The sequence below is a fragment of the Staphylococcus sp. AntiMn-1 genome (genome assembly GCF_001663395.1).
Lineage (GTDB): Bacteria > Bacillota > Bacilli > Staphylococcales > Staphylococcaceae > Staphylococcus > Staphylococcus equorum.
Genome location: NZ_CP012968.1, coordinates 2,104,476 through 2,124,368, shown reverse-complemented (window position 1 = coordinate 2,124,368; position 19,893 = coordinate 2,104,476). Strand labels below are relative to the sequence as shown.

Below are 19,893 nucleotides of genomic sequence, written 5' to 3'. Positions count from 1 at the left end.
TACAGGATGAAGTTGCGCCAGCAAAAAGCCCACAAAAAAATGCCAACAAAGTCATAAACTTTGTCGACATTCTAAACCAATACAAACATGTATCGCTTTTGTATATTTATTTAATTTAAAGCTGAGTCATCGACGATAACTTCTACATTCGGATGTTGGTGCAAGATTGAAGCAGGAAGTGATTCTGACACTTTACCATCCAGTAATTGTTGGATTGCTTCTTGCTTATTACTTCCAAACGCTATCAGAATGATACGCTTCGCATTCATGATAGATGCTAAGCCCATTGAAATAGCTTGTTTAGGTACATCTTCAATATTATCAAAGTGTTGACTGTTGGCTTTGATTGTTGAATCCGTTAAATCTACTACGCGTGTTTCACTTTCAAATGATGAAAATGGCTCATTAAAACCAATATGTCCGTTTTCACCGATACCTAAAATTTGAATGTCTGCTGGCCCTGCATCTTGTATACATTGCTCATAAGCTATACATTCTTTTTCTACATCTTCTGCATCACCTTTAGGTAAATAAATATTGTCTTCATTCCAAGTGCTATTATGATTGAATAAATTCTCTTTCATATAAGCATGGTAACTTTGTTCGTGATCTGCCGCTAACCCAATATACTCATCTAAATTAAATGTCACCACATCATTTAATTTTGTGTGATTAACATTAATTAATTCCGATAAGTATTTATAAATATCAATCATTGTACTTCCCGTAGCAAGACCTAACACAGCATTAGGTTGCGACTTTATTTGTTTTAAAAGTTCTATAGCAACATATTGACTCGCCGTTGTGCGATCTTTCAAATTTATAACGTTCATATTTCTACCCCATTCTTTCTAATATCACTATATATTTTCATAATTAACATTTAATATCCTATATTACATAATTATCTGTTTTTAATCAAATTAATATAAAATGAATCATGCATACAATACCATTATACGCCTGTTTATGACTGTCGACTATCTAATAGTTCTTCTACTTCATTTTTTATCGTAGTTACATGGGGGCCATAAACAATTTGAACGCCGTTACCCTTCTGAATCACGCCTCTTCCTCGGTCGACTCTAATACTTTTCTATCAACATCTTGATTAGTCTTTAAGGTCACTCTTAATCTTGTTGCGCAACAATCAACGACATCAATATTCTCTTTACCACCAAGACCTTGAATAATCGTTTTAGCACGATCAGTTGCTTCTACAGTTTCAGCCGCTTCACCTTCTTCACGCCCAGGTGTTTTGAAATTAAATTTCGTGATGCAAAATCTGAATATTATATAATAAAGTATAAACCAAACGATACCTATTGGAATTACCCATAAGAAATTCGTCTTAGCGTTTCCCTGCAATATACCAAATAATAGATAATCAATGAAACCACCACTAAATGTTTGACCAATTGTAATATTAAATATGTCTGCGAACATAAACGCTAAACCATCTAAAAAAGCATGTATGACATAAAGGACTGGTGCTACAAATAAGAAACTGAATTCTAATGGTTCTGTAATTCCTGTTAAAAATGATGTTAACGCTGCAGATAACATTAATCCGCCAACGACTTTTTTACGTTCTGGCTTTGCAGTATGATAGATTGCCAATGCTGCACCACATAAACCAAACATCATGGTAATAAATCTACCAGACATATATCTTGATACACCTGAATAATATTTAGTAACATCAGGATCACCCAATTGAGCAAAAAAGATGTTTTGTGTACCTTGTACAATTTGTCCTTTCACTTCTAAAGTACCACCCAGTGCTGTCTGCCAAAATGGTAAGTAAAAAATATGATGTAAACCAAATGGTCCTAAAAGCCTTAAAATAAAACCAAAGAAAAATGTACCAATAACGCCTGTCTTATCTACGAGGTCTCCAACACCAAATATCCATCCTTGAACAGTTGGCCAAATAAAGAACATCACGACACCTAATAGAATAGAACCTAATGCTGTGATAATAGGAACAAAACGCGAACCTCCAAAGAAGCCTAAATAGGCTGGCAAGGATATTTTATGGAACTTATTATGTAAAAGCGCTGTCATGACACCGGTTATAATACCACCAAATACGCCTGTTTCCACTGTTTGTATTCCAAGGACTGTACTTTGTCCTTCTTTAGCTAAATTACCGTCTGCTAATGTATCAGTAATAATTAACAAACCATTCATTGAAGCATTCATAATGAGGAACCCTAACATCGCAGCTAAACCTGCTGTCCCTTTATCACTTTTGGCTAAGCCAATCGCAACACCCACTGCAAAAATAACAGGTAAATTTTGGAAGACAATATTACCTGCAGATGACATTAATATAAATATATTTTGTAATAGTTCAATATCCAATAAAGGATATGCTTTGATTGTATTTGGATTACTTAATGCCCCACCAATACCTAACAATAAACCAGCTGCTGGTAAAATCGCTATAGGTAACATAAAGGACTTACCGAATTGTTGTGCTTTCTCAAATAGCTTACTCATAATTGATTAACCTCCTAATTACCATAAATATACAAGTAAAGAAAATGATGATCAATACAATTCGTCATTATGAAAAACATTTTCAAAAGATATAACGCTTTTTATGTAAGCCCTTCATCATAAACCCCGTTTAGTTCACTTAAACAACAGTTTTCTTTATATATTAAGTAATCTTTTTGACCTATCAAAGGCACTTTACAATCTACATTGTCATATTAAAAGTTTCTCGGCAGTGTTTTGAGCCAACATTTTCGGTAAATAATAGTGGCTCAAGACTATAATCTGTGACTTCGTATGGTGTGCAAAAAAATGGGGAGGGACAGAAATCAAAATTTAAAATTTGATTTCGTATTCCCACCCCTTACAGCTATTACTTCGCTTAAAATATATCGCCTAGTGTCACTGACATAATTGCTTTTATAGAATGTAATCTATTTTCAGCTTGATCAAATATCACAGCGTGCTCACCTTGAAATACGTCATCCGTAATTTCCATTTCAGACAAGCCATATTTTTCATAAATCTGTTGTCCTACTTCAGTGTTTAAATCATGAAATGCTGGCAAACAATGTAAGACGATTGCATCAGGATTCATTGTATTCAGTAGCATCGATTCATTGACTTGATAAGGTAATAACTCATTAATACGTGTTTCTAAAACAGATTGATCCTCACCCATTGATAACCATACATCTGTATAAATAGCATCTGTTTGATAAATCGCTTGATTCACGTCATCCGTAATTAAAATTTCACTCTGAGATTGTGCAGCATAATCCTTAGCTAACTTTTGAATTGCTTCATCAGGTTGTAAAGATTTAGGTGCAGCAATATGTACGTTAACACCTAATATTGCTCCAGTAATAAGTAAATCATGTGCTACATTATTTCTAGCATCACCTACATAAGTTAATGTTTTGCCTTCTAAAGTTCCCCAATTTTCTTTTAATGTAAAGAAATCCGCAATCATTTGCGTTGGATGCCACTCATTCGTCAAGCCATTCCAAACTGGTACATTGGCATTTTTAGCTAAAGATTCTATATCTTTTTGATGATAACCTCTAAATTCAATACCATCATACATACGTCCTAATACTTTTGCAGTATCAGCTGTAGATTCTTTCACACCTAAGTGAATATCTCCTTGGCCGAAATACTCTGGGTATGCGCCCAAATCATACGCGGCAACACTAAATGCCGAACGTGTTCTTGTAGAGGGTTTTTCAAAGAGTAACGCTAAATTCTTTCCTTTTAAATAAGGATGAGGGATCCCACGTTTTTTCTTTTCCTTTAACTCTCCAGTAAAATCTATCAATGTATTCAATTCTTCTGCTGAAAAATCGCATGTTTTCAAAAAGTGTTCCCCTTTAAAAACTTGTAACTTATTTAAAGCTGTTGTGTTCAACCCCATTTTCATCACTCCAATATTTTTATAAGATTTATATACATAATATACGTAATTAACAGATAAAACAAGTATAAATATACTTTATACTGTATATTGTTGAATTAAAGTTCAAAATATTATCTTACATCATTTGATAAACAGCACTAATTTAAACTAATGTTTTTAACATTTATGCAGTTTTTCAAAGCATTTATGCAATGTATTTTTTAATGAACCACACTTGTGAAATTTATTTTTTGAGTTATGCACGAATGCACATTACACTACTTTTTTATACTACAATGTTCCTGAACTACTTAACTGACGGAGGTCATCGATTCTGTTAAATGAAATTGTGGCTGTAATCAAACAGATTGTTGCTCAAGTTATTTCTGGAGAGTTCCAAGAAAATTAGTCTTTCATTTCCACACCATTTCAAAACGATTGCATAATTAGCTTTTTAAAATAAGAGAGTCCCATTCTAATTTCCAAACTAGAATGGGACTCCAATAACGATAAATATTTATTTTTTAAATACATGCTTTTTCGCTTATGTTGCTTCTTTCTTACTAAGTTTTGCACGTTCTTCAGGTGTTTTTAAGAAACGTGTCATAATTGCACTTGCCACATATAATCCAAAGATTAAGTACATCATTCCTTTTACACCAATACTATCGTAGAATAATGCTACTAACCCAGGTCCAGCAAATACACATAGCCCTGCGCCTAAGTTTAATATAGCCATCGCTGGTCCTTTATCGCCATCACCTACAAGAGAAGGTACAAGCGCAGAAATTGGAACAAATCCTGCTAGACACATACCCCATAAAAATCCTACAGTACCAACGACAAATACATTACCTGTAAATAATTCTGGTACAAAATATAATCCTAATGTAAACACAGCACAACCAACACCACCGATGTATGAGATTGTATTCTTCCAACCAATCTTGTCACTCAACGCACCGAATATTAAATTAAATATAATATTTGCGATAAAAATTGTTCCCCAAATATTGAGCCAAGTCGTCGTTGCAATACCTTTGGATGATAAATATATTGGTAAGAACAATGGAAATGCATATTGTGCCGCTTGATTAATTATTCTTACAATACATGCCACTGCAACACGTGGTTCTCTTTTTAATATCGTAATTCCAGCGCCCATTTCTTTTACATGTTCTTTAACACCATGCCCTTTATCTTCTATTTCAAATTGATCTCTGTTTACAAATACAGCTAAAAATGTTCCGATAAGTACCCATATAATGGCTGTCCATAAAGTGAACACATGACCAAACCATTGAATTGCAAATGAAGAATAGAATGAACCAAGCACACTTAAACCACCTGTAAATACAAACCAGAACCAACCTACTGCGGCACCTAATCGTTTTTGAGGTGAACGGTAAGCCACCCAAACTAAAAATGAATAAGCAAACAACGGATAACCAAATCCTCGAATAGCATACGATGGAATCATTAATTCATAATTCATCGTAGGTATCGCAAATCCTACAAATATAATATGACCAACAATATATAAACCTGTGCCTAATAACATAACTTTACGCGGTCCAATAATTTCGACCAAAACACCAGAGAACCAAGATCCAATTGCAATCGTCACACCATAACAAGTCGTTAAAATTGCAGTTTGTTGAACGGATAAGCCATGATCATGAAGATAAGGACTAATCCATGCAAGTTCTAATCCATCCCCCATCATAAATATTAATACGCCAATGTAACCCCATAATAAGGTTGGTGGCATTCCCATTTTCGTTAATTTTTTATTCATATTTAACACACCCCTATGTAATTAAATTGATAACTTATGGCTACTTATACAATTAGAAAACGCTTTCATATATTGCCTTTATATTATTGTATTTTTTCTAATAATGCAAATTTATTTTCGTTTCCTTTCGTTTTCTTTCGATTTATAATTAATAATAGATACTTTTTGTATTATTACACCTTCTATAGTACTCTATTAAATAAACACAGCTATTTTTTTGATATGTTTAATAAATTATTTAAGTTATATATTAATTACAGATGATTGATTTTTATACTGAAAACGTTTACAATAATCATGATTTAATCATCATATGACTAGATGATATTAATTTGTAAGTTAGGGGTTAAAATATATGCTGTTATTAATTGCTTTAAGTGCTGTAATTGTACCGTTTATCTTTTTAGTGCTGCTTCGTATGTCAGCTTTAAAAGGTATGATAATCAGTGCAATTGTTGTTACGTTATTGGGAATATTTGTTTGGGGTATGAAAGGTAATGTCGTAATTGCCTCATTATTACAAGGTACGCACAAAACGTTTACGATTCTATATATCTTATTCGGTGCGCTTGTATTACTTAATACTTTACGACAAACTGGGGCTGTAAATCGTATTAATTCAGGCTTCCAGAAAATATCTGGAGATATGCGTGTCCAAGTGATTATCGTCGCTTTCTTATTCGGATCACTTATTGAAGGTGCGTCTGGTTTTGGTACACCTGCAATGGTTACAGCGCCATTAATGGTAGCTTTAGGTTTCAGACCAATGATTGCTGTAGTATCTGCATTAATCGCAGATAGTGTGGCCGTATCATTTGGTGCGGTTGGTACGCCTGTCCTTGTAGGATTGAGTACATTGAAAGATGCTGACAGTGCATTCTTCCAATCTACTGCTGAACGTATTACTACATTAGATTTATTAAGCGGTATTTTCATTCCAGTTATTGTAATCATTACTTTAGTTGTTTTCTTTGGTAAGAAAAACAAATTAAAATCTATACTTGAAATGTTACCATGGCTCGCTTTAATTGGTGTTGTTTATGCTGGTTCAGCATTTGCTTATGCATTCTTATTTGGCGCAGAGTTCGTTGCAATTTTAGGTTCATTAACTGGTCTAATAGTAGCAGTTATAACTGCAAGTAAAGGTTGGTTATTGCCTAAGACTGAGTGGAAAGATGGCTTAGATGATTCATATGAAACTAATGAGTCTGAACACTCAATGAGTTTGCTAACAGCTTGGGCACCGTATTTAATGGTAGTTGTCTTATTACTACTTACAAGAACGGTACCATTTATTAAAGATTTCACAACAAGTGTTTTAGATTTAACTTGGACTAATATAATGAATTTTGAAGAGATTTCATCAGATTGGGAAGTGTTATATTCACCCGGAACCATCTTAATACTATCCGCAATATTTGCGATACTCATTCAGAAAAAACCGTTTAAAGACCTAACTAAAGCTAGTAAGGAATCATTGAGTACAATTAAAATTACAGGTATTACGCTTATTGCGACACTAGCGATGGTTCACGTCTTCATTAACTCTGGTATTAATGCCAATGACTTAATTAGTATGCCTGAGTACATAGCTAATGCTATGTCCCAATACTTAGGTCCAATTTGGTTATTTGTCGCTCCATTCTTAGGTGCCTTAGGTTCCTTTATTACAGGAAGCGCTACTGTTTCAACACTTACATTCTCACCAATTCAAATGAACATCGCAAACGCAATTGATGCTGAACCATTCACTGTATTAGCCGCACAAATTATTGGTGCCGCTGCAGGTAATATGATTTGTGTTCATAACGTTGTTGCAGTTTGTGCTGTTGTCGATATGCCAGGTAAAGAAGGTAGTGTTATTAGAAAAACGCTCGGACCAGCACTATTATATTGTGCACTTGCAGGTATTAGTGCGTATATCTTCACACTATTTTTCTTCTAATTTAATTAGAAATTAATAAATAAAACAGACTAAGTGCTTTGATTAGCATTTAGTCTGTTTTTATATGTTCTTTTTTAATGCTGCAAAACACCTAGGATATCCAATAGATTAAAGTGTATTTTTACTTTATAACTTCGTTATATTATCATACTCCTTAATATTTTGATAAAGTACAATTAACTTATTAATTAAATTTATTTGCCAAACTAAACAATGGGATTGGATGGGGATCTACAAATGAAATTTAAAAATGTTACATTATTAACATCTGAGTTGGAAGAAACTTTGCAGTTTTACGAAGAAACATTAGAATGTCCTGTTCAAGTTATTGATCAAGATTCTTTTATTGTTCAAATTGGGGAAACTCAATTACATTTTCAAAAATCTGAAGAAATCAATCAACCGTTTTACCACTTTGCAATAGATATTCCTTACAATCATTTTTATGATATGAAACAACACTATCAAAATATCTTATTTTTATTAATGGAAGATGGTCAACACACAACTTATTTTGAATCCTTCGTTGCACATTCACTTTATTTTAATGATCCTTCAGGTAATATTGTCGAACTCATTGCAAGGGTATCTAATATGACGGATGATCCTGAATTTTCAAGAATTAGTGAAGTCGGATTTGTATGTAATGAACTAGACGATGTGTATCAAGCTTTAATCAATCATCATCTTACAACACATGAAGCACGCTCATTTTCTCCAGAAGGTTTAAATTTCATGTGTGATTCAGACGATGAGTGTTATATTTTATTGACGCCAGAAAATAAAAAATGGATTTTTTCTGATAAAGCATCTACTGCATTTCCGATAGCTATTGAAACACAAGACTTCAAATTAACTTACGACGCCAAACATCAATGGTCTTTAGTATCTTTATAAATTTATACATAAAAAAGGATGGGAGCAAGACATGTATTGATGTCACACTCCCATCCTTTTTATATTCAAAATATTATTCCCTTACCTGTGATTTGTCACTGACAAACTTTTTTAACGTTTTATCTAATCCATCTTTTGCTTCTTGATCATAATCATAAGTGCCGTCTTCATTAGAAGTGATGTGTTTATCTAATATAAATCTACCTTTGTGAATTGTATCTGCACCTAATTCTTTAATCACTGGATCTAAGCTATATTGAATTGCTAATACATGTGCAAAGGTTCCGCCTAATGCTAACGGCAATACTGTCTTACCTGTGAAAGCACCTCTTGGTAATAAATCTAAATACGTTTTAACAATACCTGAATAAGCTGCTTTAAATACAGGAGATATGATAATAATACCATCTGCGCTTTCTATTTTCTGATGTGTTTCATTAATAGACGCATTAGAAAAATCCGCTGTAATCAACGCTTCTGCGTCTAATTGATGAACGTGTACAACATCTGTATCAATACCTTCACCTTCTAGATATTTTTCAGCATACTCAACAATACCTGTTAAACGAGATTGTAATTTATTTCCACCTGCAATGATTGCTACACTTGCCATCTTTAATGTCCCCCTTTATTTATTCAAACTGCTTATACTTTCTCAGACACCTGACAGGAGCTCAATTTTTTAAAAACCAAACATGTTATTGTTGTTCGCTTTGTCTCTATCAAATTTAAATTTCTGCTGTACTATAACTATATTGTTCATTTAATTGCGGTTTGTATTGTGATCCTGGATGCGTTGATCTTAAATACTTTTCACCTTTACCGAATAAATTTTCTCTAAGTGTTGTATTTTCTTCATCATAATCTTTACGATAAACGCCACGTGCTTGTAATATTGGAACGACTTTTTCTATGAAATCTTCATATGAATTTGGTATCGTTCCATAGGCAATATTAAATCCATCTACATCAGCAACTTCAACCCAATGCTCTATTTCATCAGCAATTTGCGTAGGTGTACCGACAAAGCGAACTGAGCCAATACCTAAGCCATGATGTTTAATAGCCTCTTTCAGTGTCCATTTACGTGTCGGATCTTTCGCATAAATATCTAACAAGCTTTGAATTGCGTCTGTTTCAATATCTTCTAAATATTGATCAGGATCAAATTGAGAAAAGTCTATGCCTGTGTGTCCACTTAATAAAGCAGCAGTTCCTTCATAAGTGATATGTTGGATTAACTCTTGATGTAATTGTTCTGCTTCTTCTACCGTATCACCAATAACGGGAACAATCATAGTAAATACCTTTAAGTCTTCTTTATTTCTGCCTTGTTGTGTTGCTCTAGAACGAATGTCATTTACATCATTAGCCAAACCTTGAAGTGAATGATTCACGACAAAGATTGCTTCTGCATGTTTACCTGCAAAGTTACGACCTTTATCTGAAGCACCTGCTTGGAATAATACTGGTGTACGTTGTGGAGATGGCTCTACAATATGTGGTCCAGGTACATTAAAGAAACGACCTTTGTGATTAATTAAATGTACTTTATCAGGATCTGCATACGTGTTGGTAGCTTTATCTTTTACAACTGCATCATCTTCCCAACTGCTTTCCCACAATTTATACGTTACATCTAAAAATTCATCTGCACGATCGTATCTTGTTTCTTTAGGCATACGTTCTGTTAACCCTAAATTTTCCGCTTCACTTCCTAGGTAAGATGTCACAACGTTCCAACCAATACGACCATGTGTTAAATGATCTAATGTAGAAAATTTTCTCGCAATATCATACGGCTGAAAATAAGTTGTAGATACAGTTGGTGCAAACCCTACATGTGCTGTTGCTTGCGCCATAGCAGAAATCACTAATAAAGGATCATGATCTGGGACTTGAACGGCATGTTGTACAGCTGTTTTATAATCATTGCCATATTCACTATATGTTCCTAATACATCAGCGATAAATAATGAATCGAACTTGCCTTTTTCAAAAAGCTTTGCAAGCTTCACCCAATAATCTATTGTGCCATGTTGCGCACCTTCATGTTTGTCATGTTTCCAAAGTCCAATTGCGTGTGGTGCTGGTGAGTTCTGAATAAAGCCATTGAAATGTATTTGTTTTTTTCCCATTGTTATTACCTCCTATGAGTTTAAGTGATACCTGTACTTATATTTCATGTTTCCATTTTCATTTATCATGTAAAATATTTTTATATTAATTAGATATAATTAATCGGATATTATTTAAAAATTATTTTTCAATCGTACTCAAATCTCCAGCTGGTAAATCTAATTCCCAAGCTTTTAAGACACGACGCATAATTTTACCAAAACTTGTTTTCGGTAATTTATCCATAAAATCAATTTCTCTTGGTGCAGCATGTGCAGCTAAACCGGTCTTAACAAATTGTCTTATTTCAACTTTGAGTTCATCTGTTTTCTCTACGCCTTCACGCAATGTGACATACGCTTTGATTATTTCACCCCTTACGTCATCAGGGATACCAATAACACCTGCCTCAGCAATCGCTGGATGTTCTACAAGTTTAGACTCAACTTCAAACGGGCCTACTCTTTCGCCTGATGTCATAATCACATCATCTACTCTACTTTTGAAGAAAAAGTAATTGTCTTCATCACGATATGCTGAATCTCCAGAAATATACCAACCATTCACAAAATATGAATTGAATTTTTCTTCATTTTTCCATATTTTTCTCATCATGGAAGGCCATCCTGCTTTTAACGCTAAATTACCTAAAGTATTGGGAGGTAGTTCATTGCCTTCGTCATCGACAATACTTGCAGTAATACCTGGTAATGGTTTACCCATAGAACCCAATTTAATTGTCTGACTTGGATAATTCACAATCATTAATCCACCGGTTTCTGTCATCCACCAAGTATCTAGTATACGTCTGCCATATACTTCATTGCCCCAACGAATCACTTCTGGATTTAATGGTTCACCGACTGACAAAATACTTCTTAACGTTGATAAATCATATTGCTTAGTGAATGCTTCGCCTTTACTCATCAACATACGTAAGGCTGTAGGTGCGGTATACCATAATGTGACTTTATATTTTTCTATCATTTCATACCATAATTCTGGTGAGAATCTTCCACCTATGACACAATTCGTTACGCCGTGAAGCCAAGGGCTGAATATGCCGTAGGACGATCCTGTCACCCATGCTGGATCTCCAGTACACCAATAAATATCATCTTCTTGTAAATCTAATACATATTTCCCTGTAATGTAATGCACAATCATCGCATCCTGTGCATGTAAGACGCCTTTAGGTTGGCCAGTTGAACCAGACGTGTAATGCAATACAAGTGGATCTTCACGATTTAGCCATTCAATGTCGAAGCTATCACTCGCATGCTTGAACGCTGTATGAAAATCAATATGTTCTGGCGATACATTGTTACCCACAACTATAATTGTTTCTAAGTCTGGTAATTTTGAGTAAGGTACACGAGGTAATAAATCTTCCGTTGTAACTAAGACTTTAGCGTCTGCATTACTTAAACGTTCTTCTACTGCTTGATCCATAAATGCTTCGAATAATGGGCCACATATTGCTCCAGTTTTTAAAATACCTAAAAATGAAAAATAAAGTTCTGGCATTCTAGGCATATACACAAACACTCTATCGCCTTTTTCTACATTAGCTTCTGTCTTTAATAGATTCGCTACTTTATTTGAAGCTAGCTTTAAATCTTCGAAAGTAAAAGATGCTTCTTGTGCGCTGTCTTTATAATTCAAGGCAATTTTTTGCCCTTTACCGTTGTCTACGTGACGGTCTATACATTCATATGCCATATTTACTTTTCCTGTTTCATACCAAGAAAATGCTTTTTCCGCTTCTTCCCAATCAAAGTTATTATATGTATATTCATAATCTTGAAGATTAAAGTTTCCTTTTTCACCTTTTAAAATTTCAGTTGTAATGTGTATGCCTCCTATAAAGATTTAAAAATCATTATAGATGGAACTTTCTGAATATTCAACCTATTATTTAATAATTCCGATATTTTTAGTATGATTTAAACCTTTGAAACCTAGAGCCACATATCTTAGAAGTTTTACAAATAATTTTAATATTTTTTAATTGTTCCACAATTTCATTTTAAATTATTATAACTTAAAGGAAATTTATTATTCATTTGATTATGATTGCTTTGGTATGATAATTGATAATAAAAATAATTATTATATTATATTTTATTTTATAATTGATGAGAATAAATATGTCATTATCATCTCAAGAGATATAGAGGTCTTTTGAGATGATATTTGAGTCTCATAGATGCATTTGGTTTATTTAGGCAAACTAAGGATAGTAGGCGGTTATATAGCATTGTAATGAATGGTTGAACTTGTATTTTGAAAATAGCAGTGGTTGTGGTGACTCCCAAGCTAAAAAAGGCTAACTATTTATTGTTAATAAATAGTTAGCCTTTTTTAAATATATTGTTGATCGTACTAACGCTGGATGGTTGTACCAACGTTTTGACCGCTTTGTAATTTTTTAATAATATGTGATTCATTACCTGCCGCAATGACTACTTTTTCACAACCTGATTCAATCGCTTGAACCGCATCTTGAACTTTAGGAATCATACCGCCGTAAATTGACGCTTGATCGATATAGTGATTGATACGTTCAGCATTCAGTGTAGCTTGCACTTTTTCATCAATGATGACACCAGGAATATCACTTAATAGATAAATTGGAGCCTGTAAAAATTGTGCGATTTTATATGCTAATGTATCTGCATTAATGTTATACAATTGTCCTGTGCTTCTATGTTGACCTATAGATGCAATGACTGGTACAAATTGTTCTGTTAATGAAGCAAGTACAGAAGTATCGACATCTGTAGGTTCACCGACATAACCATATTTATCGTCTAATGGGATGACATCAAATAATTTTGCATCTATGCCATTGATACCAACACTTTGAATATCTGATTTATTAATTTTGCTAACGAGACTTGGATTGACTGATCCAATTAATGTCTGACTTGTTACTGAAAGTACTTCTCGCGTTGTCACTCTTAAGCCATCTTTAAATTGTGTAGACACGTCTTGTTGCTCCAAAGCTTCATTAATAAAAGGTCCACCGCCATGTACAATGATGGGTTTAAATCCTTGTTGTCTTAAAAATGCAATGTCTTCTATTGTTGAATCGTGTAGATTTGTCAGAGTGCTGCCACCTATTTTAATTACAATATAGCTCATCTGTCACACTCCTTAGGTTCTATATGAAGCATTGATACGTACATATTCATATGAAAGGTCACAACCATATGCTGACGCTGCGCCTTCACCATTACCAACTGATGCTTCAATGTAAATATTATCCGCTTCTAATTGTTTTTTTAAATGTAACTCATCAAATTCAACTGACATGCCATCTTCAACGACAGGCACATTACATAAAGAAACATTCGTCTGACTTGGTTCTATGTCTTCAGAAGCATAGCCCATCGCTGTAACGATTCTTCCAAAGTTGGCATCTTCACCATGAATTGCTGTTTTAACGAGACTTGATGATACAATACTTTTAGCAATTTTTCTTGCTTCTGCAACATCATTTGCGCCTTTAACTTTAGCCGTAACTAATTTCGTCGCTCCTTCACCATCTTTAGCTATAGATTTAGCAAGATACTGGCTCACAAAATTTAACGCATATTCAAATTTTTCCCAATCTGGATGTAACGTATCGAGTTTATTATGGTTCGCCTGTCCATTTGCCAAGCCAAGAACCATATCATTTGTACTAGAATCTCCATCAACTGTAATCATATTAAAAGAGTTATCAATCGTTTGTTTTAAACAATTGTCTAGCGTATCCGCATCAATTTTGGCATCTGTAGTAATAAATGACAGCATTGTTGCCATATTCGGATGAATCATACCCGAACCTTTAGCTGTTCCTCCAATTGTTACAGTTATACCATCAATTTCAACTTGCACAGATAAATGTTTAGTAAATGTGTCCGTCGTTAAAATAGCTTGATTGAAAAACTCACTTTGATTATATTGTTCTTTTAAAACGTTTTGTGTGCCGTGTTGTATCTTATCCATAGGTAAAAACGATCCTATAACACCTGTAGACGCGACACCCACGCTTTCTTTGGATAAATTTAAATGCTCTGCTACCCATGCTTGCGTGTCTTTGGCATCTTGTATACCTTTTTCACCAGTACATGAATTAGCATTTGCTGAATTCACTACAATGGCTTGTAATGATTGATTATTTTTAATCGTTTCTTCAGTTACTTTTAACGGTGCTGCTTTAAAACGATTCAGTGTATAAGTTCCTGCTGCAGCAGCTGCTGTCGTAGAGTATATCCATCCAAAGTCTTTTTTCTTTCTTCTTAATCCAACGTGCATGCCTCCAGCTATAAAACCTAATGGAGAACTTACATCCCCTTGTAAATCTATCTTCAATTGATTGAGTGTATCTAACGTTTCAATATCTTTCATCCCATCTCACCTTTCTTTTTATATTACGGATATACAGGTAATTGTGTTAATCCTGTTGCTTCGTTCAATCCATACATTAAGTTTAAATTTTGTATTGCTTGACCACTTGCACCTTTGACTAAGTTATCAATAACAGAAACAATCACTGCTGTTTGACTTTCTTCGTCAACATACATGCCGATATCACAATAATTACTACCGTATACTTCTTTAGTTTTAGGATAATTACCTAAATCTCTAATGCGTACAAATGGTTTACTATCATAATATTGCTTGAAAGTTGCATGTAAATCTTCGCTAGTAGTTTGTTTGTTTAATTTCACATATATCGTAGAGAGTATGCCACGTGTCATTGGTACTAAATGCGGGGTAAATACTACTTTGATATCTTCATTTGCTAAATGCGAGACATATTGTTCTATTTCAGGCTTATGTTTATGCTTACCAATCGCATAAGCACTTAAGTTTTCATTCATTTCAGCGTAATGCACGTGTTGTGCAAGTGACCTTCCAGCTCCTGAAACGCCTGTTTTGGCATCTATAATAATTGAATCTTGTTGAATTAGTTTTTGATCTATTAACGGATGTAACGCTAATAATGTCGCAGTAGGGAAACAACCTGGATTAGCTACTAGTTGTGTATTCGTTTGATCTATTTCAGACCATTCTGCAATACTATAGTTTGCATCATTTAATTGTTGTTGTGTCGCAGCTGCTTCACCATAAAATTGTTGGTAGACATCTCTATTAGTTAATCTGAAGTCACCTGATAAATCGATGACTTTTATATTTTTCTTTACCAAATCTGGCGCTACATGTTTACTTACATTTGAAGGTGTAGCAAAGAACATCACATCACAGTCAACTGTTTCAGTGTCTAAAGCTTCGTAGTGATGCGTTAAATGAGTTAAGTGAGGAAATGTATCTTTTATTGGTTCATCCGCTTTAGAATGTGAAAAGATATATTTAATTGTTACATTTGGATGGTGTTGTAATAATCGAATTAACTCCACTGCACCATAACCACTGCCTCCTACTATCCCAACTTCTATCATAACGTTCATTCCTTTCTGAATATTCAAACTTTTTTAAGTGTTATGCTTTACTTTTTTTCTAAAACTTCTGTTATTACTTTTATAACTTTATCAATTTCCTCATCTTCAATAACAAGTGGTGGTGCAAGTCTAATAATATTCCCTTGTGTTTCTTTACATAGCACACCTTGTTCTATCATCTGTTGACAATAAGATTGTGCTGCTTCAGTTAATTCAATACCGATAAATAATCCTCTGCCTCTCACATCTTTTATGATGTTGCTGTCTATCAGCTGTAAATGGTTAAGTAATTTTTGTCCTTGTTCAGCAGAACGTTCGATTAAGTTTTCGTCAATTAACACATCTAATGCTGCGATTGATACTGCACATGCAAGTGGATTACCTCCAAATGTTGAACCATGTGTACCAGGTGTAAGTACTTTCATCACGTCATCGTTAGCTAACACTGCTGAAATCGGATAAAGACCGCCACCAAGCGACTTACCTAATAAGTAAATGTCTGGTTCTACACCTTCCCATTCCATTGCAAACATCTTACCTGTTCTACCAAGACCAACTTGTATTTCATCTGCAATAAATAGAACGTTGTGTTCATCACATAAGTTTCGAACTTCTTGGATGAAATAATCTGGCGGTACGTTGACGCCGCCTTCACCTTGTATTGGTTCAAGTACAATTGCGGTTGTATTTTCGTTAATGAGTGATTTCAAGCGAGTGATATCTCCGAAATCCATATATTGCATATTATCTAGCAAAGGTCCAAAACCTTTTTTATAACTTTCTTGCGACGATAACGATAAGGCACCTAGTGTACGACCATGGAAATTACCATTCATTGCAATAATTTCGCCTTGGTTTTCCGCTATACCTTTAACATCAGATCCCCATTTTCGTGCGATCTTAATTGCCGTTTCAATGGCTTCTGTACCTGTATTCATAGGTAATACTTTTTCTTTATTGGCAAGTGAACATATTTTCTCTTCCCATTTGCCCAAATTATCGCTATATAATGCACGTGATACCATAGTTATTTTTTCACTTTGCTCTTGAAATGCTTTTATAATTTTCGGATGACAATGCCCTTGATTGACGACTGAAAAACCTGAAATACAATCAATGTAGCTATTATCTTCAACATCCCAAACTTTAGCACCGAGACCTTTCGTTAAAGCCAGTTTAAGCGGGCTATAATTGTTCGAACTGTATTGATCTGTTAGTGCAAATAAATCATTCATCGAAACCCTCATCCCTTTTCTATAAATATTCTAAATTTTGAATTAATATCCATAAATCATACACGTAATTTTACAATTAGTCAAAGATTAATTTAAATAATAATTAAATAAACAATTGCCTTAAAGCCTTTTTACGAATTTTTTATATACTTAACATTTCTATAAATACTGTGATGACACTCTGTTAAATGTATATAAGTTGTATTATTTAGTGCAGATGGCTTTTAAAAAAACTGTTATGTAATTATTTTATGGCAGTAACCGCCCTACTATTTTCATAAAAATGGCAAACTAAGTTTCCTTTCCACTTAGTTTGCTTAATATTAATTATCACCATCTAAGATTTTCATTTGCTATTATAGAATTTTGGTTTGTGCTCAAATTTGAACTTTTATCTTTATTGATTTGCTTAGTAAATTTAAAACAGATACTACGCCGTAGCATGCTGTATCAAATTTATAATAATTAGATATGAAATCATACGGGGCATGAATCTCGTTAATACAATTTTTCACGATACTTTTTAACAATAAGAAAGCAACGCTTACAAAGTATAAATAATTCATAAAGTGCTGCCATTTTATTTGCGTTTTTGCTAATCTATTTTACGTTCAAAACAAGTTGAATGCATTTTTTATACAAACTCTTGTATACGGAATTATTATACGCATATAAAAACTCAAGTCAAGCCAACTTTTAAATCGACAATAACTGTATATAAATGTATCTTTATACATATTAACCATACTTAATGTATAAAGATGTGGCACAATTCATTCGCCTTCAGTCCTATAGATAAAGTCCATAGCGTGTCATTTTACCATGTTACTCATTTATTCATTAAAAGTATATTCACAGTAAATATCAAATTTACACGCAATTGCCTCCAAACCTTTTGATGACAACACTTGTAGCCATTTTACAGCCTTTCAAATCACAAATTTACCCTTATTTTACTTTTTTAATGTATTTATACACAAATGAAGCAGTATCTACAAGGAATTGTGTTTAATCCATTTAGATACTGCTTTTTATGATGTTACTCAAATATATAATTATGCTTTTAGTAAGGTCATTACATAAATAAATCTAGTATTAGGACAACAATTAATCCAGTAATTGATGTTGTCAATAATAAGACACCCCATGTTTTAAAGGTATCCTTTATGGAAATATTAAAGTATTCTTTAAATAGCCAGAATGAAGCATCATTTACGTGTGTAATGGTATTACTACCTACTGCAGTAGCGAGGACCATAAGCACAGGACTTACATTAAACGTAGGTATCAGTGGCCCTACAATGCCTGCTGCAGTAATCGCTGAAACTACACCTTGTCCAGTAGCAATACGAATTAACGCTGTAATGAGCCAAGCCATGATAAGTGGTGAAATATTAGTATCTTTCATAATATCTGCTATATAGTTCCCAACATTAGCTTCTAGTATTACTTCTTTAAATGCACCACCTGCACCGACGATGAATATAATCGTTGCAACACCTTTCAAGCCGCTTTCAAATGTCTTCATCATATCATCCATATTTTTACCTTTTCTAAGACCGAAGATGACAATAGCAGTTAAAATAGCAATAATAAGACTGATTTCTGCACTTCCTAAAAATGTTACAGTTTCATGTAATAATGTATCCTCAGTAATAAATAAACTTAGAATTGTTGAAATCGAAATTAAAATTGCAGGAATAAGTGGTATAAATAAACTCATTCCAAAACTTGGCATTTCACTTTCTGAAAAAACCTTGTTCTTTTTTAATAACGGAGGTACTGGATAATCCATATTTTTCATAAACTTAGGTAGTACAATACCTGCCATGAACACACTAGGTATAAAGACAATAATTCCTAATATATAAACCATACCCATATCTGCGTTGTAAGCATCTACAAGGGCAGTTGGTCCTGCTTGAGGTGGAAATATACTATGCGATAGTGTCGTGGCAGCAACCATAGTAATCGCTAACTTCATAAATGGTGTTTTTGCTTCCACTGCAATACTAATTACTAATGGTGCTAAAATCATAAATGCCACTTCATAAAACACAGAAATACCAAATACAGCACCTACAATAATTAATGCCCACTGCACATGTTTAGCACCAAATTTATTTATAAGTGTCGATGCAATACGTTGTGCTGCACCTGAATCCACCATTAATTTACCAAGTACTGCACCAAATCCAATAATAAGCGCTAGACTTCCTAACGTTGATCCTAATCCTTCTTTAATTGTTTCTAATATTGCAACAGGTTTCATCCCGTTTATAAAACCAACCACTATTGCTGAAAAAATGAGCGCTAGAATACTATTGATTTTGAGCTTAATATTTAAGAATAATAGTAAGGCAACCCCTATTACGAGTGAAATGAGTGGTAGATGTTCGCTTAAAAATGACAATTTCATGTCCTCCCATCCCTTAATAACTTATGAAAGCGAATTCACAACTTCTAATTATAATAGATTTAATTTAAAATAACAACGTTGTTATTTTAAAAATTGCTTTTACTTTAATTTCTCAAAAGATATCCAACTA

Annotated in this window: 13 protein-coding genes and 1 pseudogene; 2 read left to right on the top strand and 12 right to left on the bottom strand. The window is 33.7% G+C overall.

Features of this window, described 5'->3' with window-relative positions:
- Nucleotides 1-110: 110 nt before the first annotated feature.
- From nagB to AOB58_RS10230, 4 genes and pseudogenes are all read right to left on the bottom strand, one after another.
- Nucleotides 111-833, bottom strand: coding sequence for a glucosamine-6-phosphate deaminase (gene nagB, locus AOB58_RS10245; RefSeq protein ID WP_002506555.1), 723 nt, complete (start codon nucleotides 831-833; stop codon nucleotides 111-113).
- 134 nt (nucleotides 834-967) lie between these two features.
- Nucleotides 968-2,505, bottom strand: a pseudogene (locus AOB58_RS10240) (PTS transporter subunit EIIC).
- 379 nt (nucleotides 2,506-2,884) lie between these two features.
- Complete coding sequence (argF, locus tag AOB58_RS10235; RefSeq protein WP_064783391.1) at nucleotides 2,885-3,916, bottom strand: ornithine carbamoyltransferase; 1,032 nt, start codon at nucleotides 3,914-3,916, stop codon at nucleotides 2,885-2,887.
- 526 nt (nucleotides 3,917-4,442) lie between these two features.
- Nucleotides 4,443-5,696 carry an MFS transporter gene (locus tag AOB58_RS10230; RefSeq protein ID WP_002506552.1) on the bottom strand — a complete coding sequence of 418 codons (1,254 nt, stop codon included), beginning with the start codon at nucleotides 5,694-5,696 and terminating at the stop codon, nucleotides 4,443-4,445.
- Between the two features lie 355 nt (nucleotides 5,697-6,051).
- Here AOB58_RS10230 and AOB58_RS10225 point away from each other — a divergent pair, with 355 nt between their 5' ends.
- Both AOB58_RS10225 and AOB58_RS10220 read left to right on the top strand, forming a co-directional pair.
- Nucleotides 6,052-7,641, top strand: coding sequence for an L-lactate permease (locus AOB58_RS10225; protein WP_064783390.1), 1,590 nt, complete (start codon nucleotides 6,052-6,054; stop codon nucleotides 7,639-7,641).
- A gap of 237 nt (nucleotides 7,642-7,878) precedes the next feature.
- Nucleotides 7,879-8,538: a hypothetical protein gene (locus tag AOB58_RS10220; protein ID WP_064783389.1), complete on the top strand. Its 660-nt coding sequence runs from the start codon at nucleotides 7,879-7,881 to the stop codon at nucleotides 8,536-8,538.
- A 73-nt stretch (nucleotides 8,539-8,611) separates the two neighbouring features.
- Here AOB58_RS10220 and ssuE read toward each other — a convergent pair whose 3' ends face one another.
- The 8 genes from ssuE to AOB58_RS10180 all read right to left on the bottom strand — a co-directional run bounded on the left by ssuE (nucleotide 8,612) and on the right by AOB58_RS10180 (nucleotide 19,757).
- Entirely contained in the window at nucleotides 8,612-9,151 is a 540-nt protein-coding gene (gene ssuE, locus AOB58_RS10215) for an NADPH-dependent FMN reductase (RefSeq protein WP_002506549.1), read from the bottom strand.
- 115 nt (nucleotides 9,152-9,266) lie between these two features.
- On the bottom strand, nucleotides 9,267-10,676 hold the full coding sequence (locus AOB58_RS10210) for an LLM class flavin-dependent oxidoreductase (protein ID WP_002506548.1): 1,410 nt from the start codon (nucleotides 10,674-10,676) through the stop codon (nucleotides 9,267-9,269).
- Nucleotides 10,677-10,797: 121 nt separating this feature from the next.
- Nucleotides 10,798-12,507: an acetate--CoA ligase gene (acsA, locus tag AOB58_RS10205; protein WP_056935979.1), complete on the bottom strand. Its 1,710-nt coding sequence runs from the start codon at nucleotides 12,505-12,507 to the stop codon at nucleotides 10,798-10,800.
- Nucleotides 12,508-13,041: 534 nt separating this feature from the next.
- Nucleotides 13,042-13,803: an acetylglutamate kinase gene (gene argB / locus AOB58_RS10200; protein WP_064783388.1), complete on the bottom strand. Its 762-nt coding sequence runs from the start codon at nucleotides 13,801-13,803 to the stop codon at nucleotides 13,042-13,044.
- Between the two features lie 12 nt (nucleotides 13,804-13,815).
- Nucleotides 13,816-15,054 (bottom strand): bifunctional glutamate N-acetyltransferase/amino-acid acetyltransferase ArgJ, encoded by a 1,239-nt coding sequence (argJ, locus tag AOB58_RS10195; protein WP_002506545.1) that lies wholly within the window; start codon nucleotides 15,052-15,054, stop codon nucleotides 13,816-13,818.
- Nucleotides 15,055-15,077: 23 nt separating this feature from the next.
- Nucleotides 15,078-16,109, bottom strand: a complete 1,032-nt coding sequence (argC, locus tag AOB58_RS10190) for an N-acetyl-gamma-glutamyl-phosphate reductase (protein WP_021338857.1) — start codon at nucleotides 16,107-16,109, stop codon at nucleotides 15,078-15,080.
- Nucleotides 16,110-16,156: 47 nt separating this feature from the next.
- Nucleotides 16,157-17,344: an ornithine--oxo-acid transaminase gene (gene rocD, locus AOB58_RS10185; RefSeq protein WP_021338858.1), complete on the bottom strand. Its 1,188-nt coding sequence runs from the start codon at nucleotides 17,342-17,344 to the stop codon at nucleotides 16,157-16,159.
- Between the two features lie 1,075 nt (nucleotides 17,345-18,419).
- Complete coding sequence (locus AOB58_RS10180; RefSeq protein WP_021338859.1) at nucleotides 18,420-19,757, bottom strand: gluconate:H+ symporter; 1,338 nt, start codon at nucleotides 19,755-19,757, stop codon at nucleotides 18,420-18,422.
- Nucleotides 19,758-19,893: the final 136 nt, after the last annotated feature.

Bases quoted from the DNA above. Each gene is read 5' to 3' on its own strand.
- AOB58_RS10230 (WP_002506552.1), bottom strand. From the start codon at position 5,696: ATGAATAAAAAATTAACGAAAATGGGAATGCCACCAACCTTATTATGG.
- argC (WP_021338857.1), bottom strand. From the start codon at position 16,109: ATGATAGAAGTTGGGATAGTAGGAGGCAGTGGTTATGGTGCAGTGGAG.
- argJ (WP_002506545.1), bottom strand. From the start codon at position 15,054: ATGAAAGATATTGAAACGTTAGATACACTCAATCAATTGAAGATAGAT.
- AOB58_RS10210 (WP_002506548.1), bottom strand. From the start codon at position 10,676: ATGGGAAAAAAACAAATACATTTCAATGGCTTTATTCAGAACTCACCA.
- argF (WP_064783391.1), bottom strand. From the start codon at position 3,916: ATGGGGTTGAACACAACAGCTTTAAATAAGTTACAAGTTTTTAAAGGG.
- ssuE (WP_002506549.1), bottom strand. From the start codon at position 9,151: ATGGCAAGTGTAGCAATCATTGCAGGTGGAAATAAATTACAATCTCGT.
- rocD (WP_021338858.1), bottom strand. From the start codon at position 17,344: ATGAATGATTTATTTGCACTAACAGATCAATACAGTTCGAACAATTAT.
- AOB58_RS10225 (WP_064783390.1), top strand. From the start codon at position 6,052: ATGCTGTTATTAATTGCTTTAAGTGCTGTAATTGTACCGTTTATCTTT.
- AOB58_RS10220 (WP_064783389.1), top strand. From the start codon at position 7,879: ATGAAATTTAAAAATGTTACATTATTAACATCTGAGTTGGAAGAAACT.
- nagB (WP_002506555.1), bottom strand. From the start codon at position 833: ATGAACGTTATAAATTTGAAAGATCGCACAACGGCGAGTCAATATGTT.
- argB (WP_064783388.1), bottom strand. From the start codon at position 13,803: ATGAGCTATATTGTAATTAAAATAGGTGGCAGCACTCTGACAAATCTA.